Origin of the sequence: Microaerobacter geothermalis (assembly GCF_021608135.1) — a bacterium.
Classification (GTDB): domain Bacteria; phylum Bacillota; class Bacilli; order DSM-22679; family DSM-22679; genus Microaerobacter; species Microaerobacter geothermalis.
In genome coordinates, this window is record NZ_JAKIHL010000042.1 from 1 (window position 1) to 13,448 (window position 13,448).

Genomic DNA, 13,448 nt, shown 5'->3' on the forward strand with positions numbered 1-13,448 from the left:
GATCAGAGACAAACAGTAATTTGATATTCGTGCTCGCAGCAACAGGAATTTGTGCTCAATGATCGATGCTGTCCGTTTAGTTCGCGGGGTCTGATATTGCTACCACCATAAAGATTTACGACTTACCATTCCCCTGTTCAATTTCCATTATGAGAAGATGACGATGATACAGTAACTAGGTAACTACTGGATGGAATTATTTTCATGAGAATTTGTGACCCTGCGGGTCATGTAAGTTTAGTTCCATCCATACAGTTCATAGTTCTGTATCTGTGGAGTTTTGGTGGCGGTTAGTCATGGGATAAATTCTCAGCCGTCTTTCGAATATGCGATCCATCTTCTGATGCAAATCGTGAAAGTAATATTCCACCAATTTGACATTTCTCATTTGAGACTGACATGAACCAAAGGATTGAAGGACGGTCAATTGGTGGGAACCGGTCAATAGGAGCGTCGTTCGTATCCTTGATTCTTCCTTCATTTCCAGAATGGAATGGGATAACACCCATCCATAGGCTGGCTGGTTTCCGATAGGTTTTCGAACTTTAAAGGGGACTAAGGTCCAATGTCTGGAAAAAGGAAGAGGTATCAAATTTTTTCTTCCGATTTCCCGGCCCAGCTTTTGCTTCATCGCCATATTATCCATCCCAAAGAAGCGATGTATCCGTTGGAGAAATGTTCGGCTTGATACCGTGGATACACGGAAAGATCCGTCTTCAAATAAAAATTTCGTACTCTCTCCGTACGATGGCATGTAATAAGGAATAAAAGCCACTCCTTCCATAATAAAATCTTCCAAAAGCATGGTTTCCATTCTATACCTCCTGATAACATTTTTCCCACTTTTATTCTATTCTTAATTATATAGAACATATGTTTTTATTTCAATAAAAAATGGATGACAATGGAAACTTTTTTAGGTAAACTACTTTTCAGAATGAGATGATAGATCATAACGGGGGGACAATAGATGAGACAATCCATATTTTTCTCTTTAGCCATTTTTACTGTATTGTTGAGTGCTTTTGCACAGTATTTCACTTCAAGTACAGGATTTCAATTTGCTTCGGCTTCCATTGCGATTATTTTCCTGGCGGGTCTCCTAGGGAAAGCAACCGAAAGTGTAGCCCATTATGCCGGAGACCGCATCGGCGGTTTTTTAAATGCCACTTTCGGTAATGCAGCTGAATTAATCATCGCCATCTTCTTGATAAAGGAAGGCCTCTTTGAAATGGTAAAGGCCAGCATCACCGGTTCCATTATCGGAAATTTGCTGTTGGTTCTGGGGCTTAGCCTTTTGGCAGGAGGAGTGAAATACAAGTTTCAGCATTTTAATCCTATTTTAGCTGGACATAACGCGTCCCTTATGCTCCTGGGTGTCATTGCTTTATTCATTCCGGCTATTTACCTCGGTCAACTGGAGCAAAACAGCATTCTGACACTAAGTTTTGTCGTGGCTGGCGTTCTTATTCTTTCATATATTCTTTGGTTGATCTTTTCCATGATTACTCATAAAGAAGAATTAGCAGACAATGTCCATGAAGGGAGTAAAGCGGTATGGTCTTTGCGGATTTCCATTTTTCTTCTTGTCATCGCCACATTTTTCGTCGCTGTTGAAAGTGAATGGCTGGTTGCAGGAGTTGAAGAAGTGGCGGAAAGTTTAGGATGGTCTGAACTGTTTGTGGGAGCATTCCTTATTGCCATTATCGGCAATGCCGCAGAACATAGCGCCGCCATACTCCTGGCCATAAAAAACCGGATTGGAGCATCTGTAGAAATCGCCATTGGGTCCAGCTTGCAAATCGCTTTATTCGTCGGACCTGTCCTTGTTTTCATCAGTTTATTGTTTGGTAATCCAATGGATATCGTGTTCTCCCCCATTGAATTGACTGCCATTGCAGTTAGTGCCTTTATCGCTAAATCGATTTCAAGGGATGGAATGACCAACTGGTTTGAGGGAGTGCTACTGTTAGTGGTTTATATTATCTTGGGTACAGCATTCTTTTTTGTTTCATGAAATGAACAATTTTGGGCATGATAACCTTAGATGAGACGTTGGAGGGTTTGTCATGTCTTTTTCTTTACTAGTACTGATCCGCTCTTTATTTGCTTTCTTTTTTTTGTTTATCATGACTAAATTCATCGGAAAACAACAGGTATCGGAATTAACCCTTTTCGAATATCTGGTGGGAATTACTGTAGGCTCCATTGCTGCGGACTTGGCAATTGGATTGGAGTTAGAATCCATCACAGGGATTATCGGGATTTTGGTATGGACAATCTTGCCGATTACCCTTGGGTTTATTAGCTTAAAGAGCCGTTTTCTCAGAAGGGTTATTGAAAGTGAACCTAGGATCCTTATCCGTGATGGATATATTGTGGAAGAAAATCTCAAGAAAGAAAGGATGCATATCGATCAATTGATGATGGCTCTGCGCTTAAAAAATGTGTTTAATTTGAGTGACGTTCAAATGGCCATTATGGAAGTAAATGGCCAGATCAGTGTGATGAAAAAAGCGGATAAACAACCGGTCACCCCACATCAACTCCATCTGCATGTAAATCCAGAGGAAATGCCCATGACTTTGATAAAGGAAGGGAAAATAAATAACCAACGACTCCTTGAATCCGGCATGGATGAGGCGTGGTTGATCGGGGAACTTGCTAAAAAAGGAATAACCGATATTTCAACGGTAAGTGTAGCTCAAATTGATTCTACCGGCTCGTTATTTGTCGATTTAAAAAACAGTTGGGAAGAATATGCTTCCCCGGCCCATTATTCTTTAATGGCCAAATTTGATCAAATTGCTGCCGACTTAAACAACTTTGCTCTGGATACTCAAGATACCCATATGAAGAAACAATATCAGCACGCTGCAGAAGAAGTAACGTCCCTTTCCAAAAATTTAAAGTCTTTTCTCAAACAAAAGAGGTGAAGTAGATGAGAAATCCATGGATCATTTTTGTATTGATCTTGATTCCTCTATTATTGTTAACCGCCTGTAATGTAAATCCTTTTAAGGTTCCCCTCTTCCCTGAACAAGATATAGAAGGGTTTATTGATACCCTTGTCCAACAGGTAAAGGGAGAAGAGTGGGATGAGGCCCATGTAACCTATGAGAAATTAATATTTGGGTGGAAAACCATTCATCGGAGGGTTTTTCTCAATGCCCAGGAAGGGGATATTTCAGACCTTGAAACAGCACTGTCAGAACTCCGGGCTTTTATTGATGCTCATGAAAAAACGGATGCCCTGAGTACTTTGTATCGTTTACAAACCCTATGGAAAAATATCGCTAAATTATAGTAAGTTTAGATCTTTGGTTCTACATATGGAAAACCTGGGCATTTGCCCAGGTTTTATCATTTTCTCTTATTGACCTTTATATTGGGGTTCCTGCTGTTCTACATAATTCACTCTGCTTTGCAGGGTGTTAATCACACCGTCCATGGTTTGAGCCAATTGATTATACATATTTTTTGCCTGCTGGTCCTGGGTATCCAGCGCAAAGGTTTTTAAATTGGCTTTTACCCCTTGCGCACTGGCTAAAGTTTGTTGTAATTTGGTACCGATGGTCATAAAAAAACTCCCTTCTTAAGATGACGATTTAGGCTTTTGCCCAATTATAGGGTTTCCTAAAGGAAGGGATATGTTACATAGATTTTATATCCAATTTATCATCATGTTTCATATATTAGGATTGTCCAATTTTTTGGCTGAATATTTCATGAAGACTGGAAAGCTCTTTCTCCAGATCAGCCAATATGGCATGACCTTGCGCTTCGGTAACAAGCCCCAAGCGAACGGCAAATTCAATTTCTCTGGAAAGCCCAAACATTTGGGTATCTAAGACTTCTTCATAGAGGGGACATTGCGGCATGGTGAGGTTATCCCGTTGAACTTGAATGAGATTAGAAATTTTATCTGCATCTTTCTGTAGTAATTCCAAGGCTCTACGTTTTAGTTCCATCGCCATCTCCATAAATGAAGCGCCCTCCATTCCCAGTAATACATCCTTATACCATAATAGGATAAATCTTTGGGTTTGAAAAGGGGAAAAAGTTAAAAGATTGACAAATTCCATGCTTCCGATAGCTTTTGTAATAACAACACCCCACATATACTATTTCCCTTTTCATTCAAAGCAGGACCATACACCCCGATTCCCATTTTTTGTGGGACGGAAGCTAATATTCCCCCTGCAACCCCACTTTTTGCAGGGATTCCTACCTTTATGGCAAATTCTCCTGATCCATTGTACATGCCGCAGGTCACCATAAAAGAGTGTACCACTCTGGTTACATCCGCAGGCATCAACTGCTCCCCCCTTTGGTTACGGCCATAGTTAGCCAATACATATCCCAGTTGGGCCAAGTCAAAACAGGTGACTTCAATGGAGCAATGTTTAAAGTATAAAGAAACAATCTCCTCGACATCACCTTCAATTACCTTTGTTTCCCTCATAAAATAAGCAAGAGCCCTGTTTCTGTCTCCCGTTTCCCATTCTGACCAGTAAACATCTTCACTATATGTAATCCCAGGGTTATTCAGCAATTTTCTGGTTAAATCTAAAATCCTTTCAAACTTCTCATCGGCGTTTTTTCCTTTGATAAGTGAACTAACGGCAATCGCTCCCGCGTTAATCATAGGATTTAATGGCTTGGATGGTTTCATCATTTCCAACTTTACAATGGAGTTAAATGGATCTCCTGTCGGTTCCATCCCAACATGAGAGAATACCTTGTCCGGTCCATGATCCATGAGAGCCAAAGCAAGGGTAATTACCTTTGAAATGCTTTGCAAGGTAAAAGGTGTACTCGTATTTCCTTCCGCCAAGACGTCCCCATCTAAAGGACAAATGACAATCCCCAAAGCATCAGGATTTGCAGTACCCAATTGAGGAATATAGGTGGCCAGTCTCCCTTTTTTACTAATGGGCTGGATCTCATTGATCCACTGTTTCAATCTTTTCTGCTTCGTTAGAACCTGTAGCATGGATGACATTCCTTTCACTATCTCGTTATCCATAGCATGCCCAACCCGACCAAAAACCAAAAAAATCCCATATATTGAAAGAATCGAATTCGCTGATCGCCCTTTTCTTTTCCCAATCTAGAAAACAGCCGATTCCTCCACCACTTTATCTTCGTTAATGTGAAAAGGGTCACTCCCAAGACAATCATACCTATAGTATAAATCAATATTCTTCCCTCCTTGATAACGATCTGAACCCACCTCTCACGGTGGGTCCCATCTCTCCCTATATTTTCGGATTATTTGTACTTTAACATAATCGTGATCTTTTGGATATTGGAAAAATATAAAAAAATCCCGGTAAGGGATTTTCCATAACTTACGGATTTCTTATATACGGACGCATATACAACTCTGGTTCCGTATCGAAAGATGCAAAGATTTACACGTAAAACTATTGAATCATCACACTAACGATCGTTGCTATGATGCCAAGTCCTAGGAAAAACAGGAAAGAAAACGTAAATCCTTGAACTCCATAAACAAAATCGTTTTCCTCTTTTTGCCGATTGTTCGTCACTTTATGTCACCCCCCAAACCTTCTTCACTATCTTATAATAACAAAACGATAAAAAAATATCATCCATTTCCTTTTCAATATAAGTCCACCCTTCTGTCTTGAAACACTGGAATTTCACCCCTTACTCTATCCACAAGGGTCATGTCCAATTCTGCGTAGATTACCTCTTCCTTTTGTTTCCCTTCCACGATAACTTCTCCCCACGGGGAAATCACCATGGAATGGCCGCAGAAAATCGTCTCCCCTTCTTCCCCGACTCGGTTACAAGCAACAACATACATTTGATTTTCAATGGCTCTGGCAATCAGCAACTGCCGCCAATGGTGGAGTCTTGGGTGGGGCCATTCCGCAGGAACGAATAAAATTTGACTTCCTTCCAGTGCCATTTTGCGAATCCATTCCGGGAATCGGATATCATAGCAGATGGCAATGCTGGCTTTGATCCCTTCTATATTAAATAAAGTTATCTTATTTCCGGCCTTTAAGTACTTCTCTTCATTCATCAGCCGAAACAAATGAATCTTTCGGTACTCTGCTACCTTTTTCCCATCAGGTGAGAAAACAAAGGAGGTATTATAAATTCCATCTTCCTTCCTTTCAGCTACGGAACCTCCTATAATGGTTAAACGATGTTTTCGAGCCAAAGAAGATAGGAGGGAAGTTGTTTCTTCCCCTTCCCAGTCAGCAGAAAGGGGGATACCATCCAAATCATACCCTGTGTTCCACAACTCAGGAAAAATAACTGCCTTTGCCCCATTTTTTACAGACTTCTCCACCCCCTCTTTCACCTTTAAAGCATTAAATGCCGGTTCTCCAAGAGCGACATCTATTTGACACAGGGCTACTTTAATTGATTTTTCCATTTGAGATTCCTCCCCCTTTGTTCTATACTTGTCCATTTCTACATATATTAAAATGGAACAAAAAAGTAATTAAAATGGTGAAAATAATGAAAGAATTTGCCCTTTATCAAAGAATTCGTCTCTTTTCGTTTATTTTCCTTCTTTTATTATCTTACTTTGGAATAAAAGCATATGATCAATTATCAACTGACTTGGAAGCCATAAAATATTTTCCTATTTCATCGGACCTATCCTTTGAGAGTGGAAACAGCCAAATTTTTGTCTCATCTGACGGAACAAATCAATACGATGTGATCATTCAAGCCGTTTCACAGACCAGCTCAAAAACGGCTGTGAGACATGATATTCTTCTGTTATTTCAAGACGGAATTCTTATTGGAAAAAGTGATGAATGGAATGAAGATGCTGATCAACTGCAGCAGCAAATGGTGATGAAAGGGAGGAACAGCCATTTATTTGAAGTCATTTCCTATCATCATGCAGAAATCCACTCAGAAAATGAATTAACCACCCAACAAATGATGAGTGATGATTATCTTTATGTATCATCTACTCCATGGGACGATTTGGAGCAGTTCACCTTTCCTGCCAGCTCAAAACAGAAACAATGGAAAACAATCATAGATAACGGATATAAACAACTATTGAATTTTGAAATAGAACAAGGAATAAAACAGTATGGCCTCCCACCCAGTGAGTATTACATTATTCCCCTCACCCGTTTGGCGCCCTATGATCAAAAAGGACTACCAGGATTTGATATCAGTACATTCCGGGAAGTCATCGGGAAGTTATGGGAAAATCTTTACCGCCACTACTATATGGGTTTCACCACAAAGGAAGGCAAAACGATAGATACGACGGGCAGCACAGTCCCCATGATTTACATTGAAAAAAAAGGAACCCACCTTATTGTCCTGTTCCGGACAAAAGATGGGAACTTCCATCAGATATTCCAAAAAATCTCCGGTTAGAACGGAACTAAAGATTCACACGTCCGCTTTCATCCATATATTTCTATTCTATTGAGTGATGTATTGATTTACTTCGTCCAGCATTTTTTGTGCATCGGGAAAATCAGACCTCAATTTCAGCACTTCTTCCAGATGGATTTTTGCCTCCTTCCATCTCCCCTGTCTCTGATAAACCAGGGCAAGATTAAAATGGGCTTCAGGAATATCCCCATCTCTTTTGATGGTTTCCAGCAACCATTTCTCTCCCTCTTCCCACTTGCCCAGCTTCAACTTCACGTATGATAAATTAAAATAGATCAAAGGATCTTCAAATTCCTTATTTAAAAGCTCTTCAAACCCCTTTTCGGCACTTACGTAATCCCCCTGCTTCATCCATTGCTCTGCTTGATGAATCAATAATTCCTGCTGCTTTGCCTCTGACTGAAATCCCAACCATATTCCTCCGCCTATCAGAAGAATGGTTGCAAGAAAAGACAGAAATGATTTTCTCCAACTCTTCCTGTTGGGAAGTTGAACCATGGCAGCAGCAATAAATCCGCCCACTAATCCGCCGATATGGGCCGTATTATCGATTCCCGGATAGATAAATCCTATGGCTAAGTTGATCGCCAGGATAACCAAAATATCTTTTCCCATCGTCCGGAAAAACAATTTCCGATGCTGGGTTCCAAAATACAATAAAGCCCCGAAGCTTCCAAAGATGGCACCGGAAGCACCTGCAGCCAGATTGGGAGTAAATAAAAAACTGGAGACATTCCCTAAAATCCCCGCTATGAAATACATGATAAGAAAACGGGATCTTCCATAGATTCTCTCCACGGCGGAGCCCAGATAATATAACGCAATGCTATTAAAAGCGATATGTAAAAAACCAATGTGAAGAAAAATGGGAGTAATAAATCTCCACCATTCCCCTTCCATAATTGCCGGATTATATTTCGCCCCATAACGAATCAAGGTTTCGGAATTTTCGCTTCCGCCATTTAACGTAAGCCAAAGAAACACCAGAAGATTAACAGCTATGATGACATAAGTCCAAAATGGGGTCCCATAATGGAAAAGCTTTCTGATTTCCTTTTCCCTTGCCTCAGCAAGCTGACGAATCTGTGAGATGAAATATTGAACCGGGGCATGAACGGCAGGAAGCTTACCTCCCATTTCCTCAACAAATTCCTTCTCACCCTTCACAATCCCATCGGTCAAATCAAGATATCCCGTCCATAAGTGGACAGATTCCTTTTCAATCCCCTTGATCTCGCCAAGATTTTCAATGGTATGTCGGTCCATCGGATCGGGAAACAAGTATAGATGATAGCCCTTAATTTTCTTGGCCCGGTTCTCCTGACGAAACCTCTCCAAATAAGTCAATTGTTCCTCCATGTTTCTGTTTAGAACAGAACCCCACAAATACCGGGATACCGTTAATCGGGCATAATGAATCTGGTTTCCTTCCTTTTTTGCCAAATGAAGTATCGGGACTGACTCCTCATTGCCTTGGAATGTTTCATTTCCTTCCACATGTAAAAGTGAATAATCCTTTTGAACGACCAGTTGATGGGCCATAGCCCAAAGGGCTGCACTGATATCCAAGCAAATTCCTCCAAATCTTAATCATTAGGATCCTGTAGAAGTAGATCTAAAAATTTATTTTATTACTCTATAAGAATTATCACGTTATGGGGTGGATTTCAAGTTCATTTGAAATTCTCTGTTTTTATGAAATCCATTTTAAATACTCATTTCTTTAGTCGTAAGAGGTTCGATCATTCGTATAATTTACCCTAGTGAGGTACATGTTACAAATAAGCAAAATCATTCAAATCATTTGGTTTAGAGGGAAGAAGTGAAAAGTTAGAAGGGATAAAAGATGGGATTTATAAAAAGAAATCGGCCTGCTCACCCAAAACAGCCCCTGAAATCAAGTCTCAAGGAAAATTTTGATGAGGTTAAGAGAAGGCTGGGAAACAGTAGCGATATCATCACGAGGGAGATCCAGATTGGCAAATCAGGAAAAATAATGGCTGGACTCATTTATACCGATGGGTTGGCGGACAAAAAAAGTATCCAAGACTTTATCATGGAATCCTTAATGATCAACGTGAAGGAAAGCCATCCGAATATGAAAATATCACAACATTTTTTAAGTAATCTTAAAGAAATTGCCATAACGATTGGTGATGTAAAAGAGATAAACGACTTTAATACCTTATTTAACGAAATTTTATCCGGAAATACTGTGATATTGGTCGATGGTTTTTCCCAAGGGTTTTCAGCCGGAACAAAGGGTTGGGAGGATCGGGGAGTTACGGAGCCTTCCTCTACCACTGTAGTTAGAGGGCCGAGAGATGGCTTTTCTGAAACGTTGGGAACCAATACCTCCCTTATCCGGCGAAGGATTAAAGATCCTAATCTTTGGTTGGAAACAAAGGAAATTGGAAGGGTAACGAAAACCTCTGTAGGGATTATGTATATTAAAGGAATAGTGAATGACAAAGTCGTGGAAGAGGTCCATAGAAGATTGGATCGAATTGAAATAGACGGAATTCTGGAAAGCGGCTATATTGAAGAACTAATTCAGGATGAGACCTATACTCCCTTTCCTACGATATTTCATTCCGAACGCCCTGACGTGATTGCAGCTGGTCTTTTAGAAGGGCGTGTAGCAATTCTAGTCGATGGAACCCCATTTGTTCTTCTGGTACCTGCTGTATTTATGCAGTTTTATCAAGCAGCCGAGGACTACTACCAAAGGGCGGATATTGGAACTTTGCTTCGATTTCTCCGTTTTGTTGCCTTTTTCATTGCCCTTACTGCCCCTTCCCTTTATATTGCCATTACCACCTTTCATCAGGAAATGCTGCCTACAACCCTGCTAATCAGCTTGGCAGCCCAACGGGAAGGGGTTCCCTTTCCTGCCTTTATCGAAGCCCTATTGATGGAGGTATCATTCGAGATTCTAAGAGAAGCGGGAGTCAGGATGCCAAGGGCCGTGGGACAGGCGGTGTCCATTGTGGGAGCATTGGTCATTGGGACAGCAGCCGTAGAGGCCGGAATTGTATCGGCAGCAATGGTTATTATCGTCTCCATTACCGCCATCGCCAGCTTTGTGTTTCCTTCGTTTAATATGGCTATATCCATAAGAATTCTTCGCTTTTTGTTAATGGGCCTTTCTGCTTCCTTTGGCTTATTCGGTATTACCGTGGGACTCATTGCATTGGTTCTTCATTTGTCCAGCTTAAGATCCTTTGGGGTTCCTTATATGACTCCATTTGCTCCCTTTATTCTTGCTGATAATAAAGATGCCATGTTCCGCCTGCCTATCTGGGGTATGTTTTCCCGTCCCCGTTTAATCAACCAGAAAAATATCATCCGTGAGGATATGCCTCCCACGCAAAAACCGGAACCAAGGCAAAGACAAAAAAACAATTAGGTTTAACCTTCGATCAAAGGAGTTAGGATATATGGACCGACCCATTCCCAATAAACGAAAAACCCTGATTCAAAAAACTCTGACAATCTTGGTCATCGTTGTGATGATGGTTTCCCTTGGCGGCTGCTGGAACCGCCGGGAATTGGATGAATTGGCGATTGCCTCTATTCTGGGATTGGAAAAATCGGATGGCAAATATCATGTTTCTGTTTCCATTATTAATGCCGGACAAATTGCCCAAAAAGGCGGAGGAGCTCCTGGCACCCGTACTCCTGTGACTACCTATCATGCCAAAGCAGACACCCTATTTGAAGCGTTTCGCAAATTAACAACCGAAGTTCCCCGGAAGATTTATTTTTCTCAGTTACGGATGGTGGTGATTGGAGAACACTTAGCAAAGGACGGTATCGAAAAATCCCTGGATATGATATCCAGGGACCATGAATTTCGTACTGATTTTTACATCGTGGTAACCAATGGAACCACCCCTGACGATGTGATTGATGTTCTTACTCCAATAGAAGTAATTCCGGGAAACAAAATGTTCTCCTCCCTTAAAATGTCCCAAAAAAGTTGGGCGGGAACACTCAATGTAACCCTCGATGAATTGATTTCCGCTTTGACCAGCGATGGCAGAGAAGCAGTATTAACAGGGGTGATGGTTAAGGGAGATGAAAAGGAAGCTCAGACAAGAGAAAATGTAGAAAGAATTGATTCCCTTGGCTATATCAAATATTCTGGAATTGCCGCGTTTAAAAAAGGAAAGTTGGTGGGTTGGCTGAATGAAGATGAAAGTATTGGATACAATCAAATCCAGGGAAAGGTAAAAAGCACAATCGTAAATGTACCTTGTCCAAAGGGAAAAACAGCCATTGAGATTATTCGAACTAAGGCAACCATCAAAGGAAGAGTGGAAAATGGTAGACCTAAAATAACCATTGATTATTGGGCAGAAGGAAATATTGGAGAAGTGGAATGCCCCCTTGATTTAACCAAGACGAAAACCCTTTATGATCAGGAAATAAAAACAGAGCAAGTCATTAAAGAAAATATGGAAAAGGCCCTTCGCAAAGCACAAAAAACATTAAAGGCGGATATCTTCGGTTTTGGAGAAGCCATTCACCGGAGCAATCCTAAGGCTTGGAAAGATTTAAAGAAGAATTGGGACAAAGAGTTTGCCGATATAAAAGTGGAGTTTAAGGTGGATGTCAAACTTAGACGGACAGGAACTATCAACAATCCGTTTTTTAAAAAATAAATGAAGGGTGGAGCAATCATGTGGGTCGTATTGGGGATCTTATTCATCGCCGGGATCATTGCTCTTATTGAAGTTCCTTCTCTATTGAAAAAAAACCTAAAAAAAGAACTGTGGGTATTTTCTATTCTTCTTTTTATAGGGACAGGTCTCAGTATTGTTGAAGGATTGCAAATAAACCTCCCCAACCCTTTGGACTGGATTACGATAATCTATAAGCCCTTAAGTGATTTGATTTTTGGTTTGTTATAGAAGGTTATTAATGTAAAGGAGAAACACATCATGCTGGAAAACGGCAAAATCGGAGTGAGCCAATTTAAGATCCTAACCCTTATTTTCACGATTGGCAGTTCCATTTTGGTTGCTCCAAGCGGCCTTGCGGAACAAGCAAAACAGGATGCATGGATAGCCGCCATCATCGGATTAGGGATCGGCTTGTTATTCGTGTGGTTATACATAAAACTGGGAACTATTTACCCAGAACTGACTCTTATTGAGTATAATGAGATGATTTTAGGTAAGTGGCTGGGAAAAACCGTTTCTCTTCTCTTTATCAGCTATTTCTTTATCCTCGCCTCCCTTTTACTAAGGGAAATCGGAGATTTCTTGACCACTCAGATTATGCCTGAGACACCCATTCAGGCGATTCAGATCATTTTTGCAATGATTGTGATGATGGGTGCAAGATTGGGATTAGAAACAATAACCCGATCCGCAGAAATTTTATTTCCATGGGTGATCGGACTTTTTTTGCTTCTCACCTTTTTTGTTTCCCCGCAATTAGAGTTTCTAAAGATACAACCTGTCTTGGAGGGCGGGTTTAAGCCGATACTGAAAGCTGCTTTCCCTTTTCTTGGTCTTCCTTTTTTGGAGCTGGTGGTTTTTCTTATGATCTTTCCATACGTAGATAACATAAAAAAAGCAGGGAAAGCTTTTCTCATTGGAACCTCACTTGGGGCCGTTGTCATCGTTACAGTTGTCATGATGAGCATTCTTGTTCTTGGAGTAGACATTACAGCCAGACACTATTATCCCAGCTATGCTCTAGCAAAAAAAATTAATATCGGCGATTTTCTGCAACGGGTAGAAGCAATAATGGCGGCTCTGTGGTTTATCACGATCTACTTTAAACTGACCATCTGCTTTTATGCTTCCGTTCTTGGCCTTAGTCAAGTGCTGAAGTTAAAAGTTTACCGTCCGCTGATTTTGCCTTCTGGCATGATATTAGTGATGCTCTCCCTGGTAGCAAGTCCAAACATCATCTATTTTCAAACGTTCGTATCAAAAATATGGACCCCCTATTCTTTAACCTATGGTCTTTTTCTACCGATCCTATTATTGATCATCGGAAAATGGAGAGGGCAATGGTAA

16 protein-coding genes are annotated in these 13,448 nt (G+C 40.7%); 8 read left to right on the forward strand and 8 right to left on the reverse strand.

All coding sequences use genetic code 11. The annotated features are described in order from the left end of the window. Positions 1–256: 256 nt before the first annotated feature. Positions 257–814, reverse strand: a complete 558-nt coding sequence (locus tag L1765_RS13415; protein ID WP_236407999.1) for a hypothetical protein — start codon at positions 812–814, stop codon at positions 257–259. A gap of 156 nt (positions 815–970) precedes the next feature. On the opposite strand from L1765_RS13415, the gene cax reads away from it, so the two are divergent. Genes cax through L1765_RS13430 form a run of 3 tightly spaced genes read left to right on the forward strand, consistent with a single transcriptional unit; the run spans position 971 to position 3,307 of the window. Beyond that, entirely contained in the window at positions 971–2,017 is a 1,047-nt protein-coding gene (gene cax / locus L1765_RS13420; RefSeq protein ID WP_236408000.1) for a calcium/proton exchanger, read from the forward strand. Between the two features lie 52 nt (positions 2,018–2,069). Beyond that, positions 2,070–2,936, forward strand: coding sequence for a DUF421 domain-containing protein (locus L1765_RS13425; protein WP_236408001.1), 867 nt, complete (start codon positions 2,070–2,072; stop codon positions 2,934–2,936). 5 nt (positions 2,937–2,941) lie between these two features. Further along, positions 2,942–3,307 (forward strand): DUF4363 family protein, encoded by a 366-nt coding sequence (locus tag L1765_RS13430; protein WP_236408002.1) that lies wholly within the window; start codon positions 2,942–2,944, stop codon positions 3,305–3,307. Between the two features lie 66 nt (positions 3,308–3,373). Here L1765_RS13430 and L1765_RS13435 read toward each other — a convergent pair whose 3' ends face one another. The 6 genes from L1765_RS13435 to L1765_RS13460 form a co-directional block, all read right to left on the reverse strand. Beyond that, positions 3,374–3,580 (reverse strand): DUF1657 domain-containing protein, encoded by a 207-nt coding sequence (locus L1765_RS13435; RefSeq protein ID WP_236408003.1) that lies wholly within the window; start codon positions 3,578–3,580, stop codon positions 3,374–3,376. 115 nt (positions 3,581–3,695) lie between these two features. Continuing rightward, on the reverse strand, positions 3,696–3,983 hold the full coding sequence (locus L1765_RS13440) for a YlaN family protein (protein ID WP_236408026.1): 288 nt from the start codon (positions 3,981–3,983) through the stop codon (positions 3,696–3,698). A gap of 80 nt (positions 3,984–4,063) precedes the next feature. Then, entirely contained in the window at positions 4,064–5,029 is a 966-nt protein-coding gene (glsA, locus tag L1765_RS13445; RefSeq protein WP_407942270.1) for a glutaminase A, read from the reverse strand. After that, the gene (locus L1765_RS13450; RefSeq protein WP_236408004.1) at positions 5,014–5,202 is read right to left on the reverse strand and encodes a hypothetical protein; all 189 of its coding nucleotides are present in this window, start codon (positions 5,200–5,202) and stop codon (positions 5,014–5,016) included. The genes glsA and L1765_RS13450 overlap by 16 nt, the downstream gene beginning before the upstream one ends. Positions 5,203–5,429: 227 nt before the next feature. Next, entirely contained in the window at positions 5,430–5,555 is a 126-nt protein-coding gene (locus L1765_RS13455; protein WP_236408005.1) for a YqzM family protein, read from the reverse strand. A 74-nt stretch (positions 5,556–5,629) separates the two neighbouring features. Beyond that, on the reverse strand, positions 5,630–6,418 hold the full coding sequence (locus L1765_RS13460; RefSeq protein ID WP_236408006.1) for a carbon-nitrogen family hydrolase: 789 nt from the start codon (positions 6,416–6,418) through the stop codon (positions 5,630–5,632). 74 nt (positions 6,419–6,492) lie between these two features. On the opposite strand from L1765_RS13460, the gene L1765_RS13465 reads away from it, so the two are divergent. Next, complete coding sequence (locus tag L1765_RS13465; RefSeq protein WP_236408007.1) at positions 6,493–7,392, forward strand: hypothetical protein; 900 nt, start codon at positions 6,493–6,495, stop codon at positions 7,390–7,392. 48 nt (positions 7,393–7,440) lie between these two features. On the opposite strand, the gene L1765_RS13470 is transcribed toward L1765_RS13465, so the two are convergent. Then, complete coding sequence (locus tag L1765_RS13470) at positions 7,441–8,982, reverse strand: rhomboid family protein (RefSeq protein ID WP_236408008.1); 1,542 nt, start codon at positions 8,980–8,982, stop codon at positions 7,441–7,443. Between the two features lie 277 nt (positions 8,983–9,259). Between L1765_RS13470 and L1765_RS13475 the strand changes: the two genes are divergently transcribed. From L1765_RS13475 to L1765_RS13490, 4 genes are read left to right on the forward strand one after another with little or no spacing between them, the layout of a single operon-like run. Further along, entirely contained in the window at positions 9,260–10,822 is a 1,563-nt protein-coding gene (locus tag L1765_RS13475) for a spore germination protein (protein ID WP_236408009.1), read from the forward strand. Positions 10,823–10,853: 31 nt separating this feature from the next. Next, positions 10,854–12,080, forward strand: a complete 1,227-nt coding sequence (locus tag L1765_RS13480; protein WP_236408010.1) for a Ger(x)C family spore germination protein — start codon at positions 10,854–10,856, stop codon at positions 12,078–12,080. Between the two features lie 18 nt (positions 12,081–12,098). Next, entirely contained in the window at positions 12,099–12,329 is a 231-nt protein-coding gene (locus L1765_RS13485; RefSeq protein ID WP_236408011.1) for a hypothetical protein, read from the forward strand. A gap of 30 nt (positions 12,330–12,359) precedes the next feature. Next, positions 12,360–13,448, forward strand: a complete 1,089-nt coding sequence (locus L1765_RS13490) for a GerAB/ArcD/ProY family transporter (protein WP_236408012.1) — start codon at positions 12,360–12,362, stop codon at positions 13,446–13,448.

Bases quoted from the DNA above. Each gene is read 5' to 3' on its own strand.
- L1765_RS13415 (WP_236407999.1), bottom strand. From the start codon at position 814: ATGGAAACCATGCTTTTGGAAGATTTTATTATGGAAGGAGTGGCTTTT.
- cax (WP_236408000.1), top strand. From the start codon at position 971: ATGAGACAATCCATATTTTTCTCTTTAGCCATTTTTACTGTATTGTTG.
- L1765_RS13425 (WP_236408001.1), top strand. From the start codon at position 2,070: ATGTCTTTTTCTTTACTAGTACTGATCCGCTCTTTATTTGCTTTCTTT.
- L1765_RS13430 (WP_236408002.1), top strand. From the start codon at position 2,942: ATGAGAAATCCATGGATCATTTTTGTATTGATCTTGATTCCTCTATTA.
- L1765_RS13435 (WP_236408003.1), bottom strand. From the start codon at position 3,580: ATGACCATCGGTACCAAATTACAACAAACTTTAGCCAGTGCGCAAGGG.
- L1765_RS13440 (WP_236408026.1), bottom strand. From the start codon at position 3,983: ATGGAGATGGCGATGGAACTAAAACGTAGAGCCTTGGAATTACTACAG.
- glsA (WP_407942270.1), bottom strand. From the start codon at position 5,029: ATGGATAACGAGATAGTGAAAGGAATGTCATCCATGCTACAGGTTCTA.
- L1765_RS13460 (WP_236408006.1), bottom strand. From the start codon at position 6,418: ATGGAAAAATCAATTAAAGTAGCCCTGTGTCAAATAGATGTCGCTCTT.
- L1765_RS13465 (WP_236408007.1), top strand. From the start codon at position 6,493: ATGGTGAAAATAATGAAAGAATTTGCCCTTTATCAAAGAATTCGTCTC.
- L1765_RS13475 (WP_236408009.1), top strand. From the start codon at position 9,260: ATGGGATTTATAAAAAGAAATCGGCCTGCTCACCCAAAACAGCCCCTG.
- L1765_RS13480 (WP_236408010.1), top strand. From the start codon at position 10,854: ATGGACCGACCCATTCCCAATAAACGAAAAACCCTGATTCAAAAAACT.
- L1765_RS13485 (WP_236408011.1), top strand. From the start codon at position 12,099: ATGTGGGTCGTATTGGGGATCTTATTCATCGCCGGGATCATTGCTCTT.
- L1765_RS13490 (WP_236408012.1), top strand. From the start codon at position 12,360: ATGCTGGAAAACGGCAAAATCGGAGTGAGCCAATTTAAGATCCTAACC.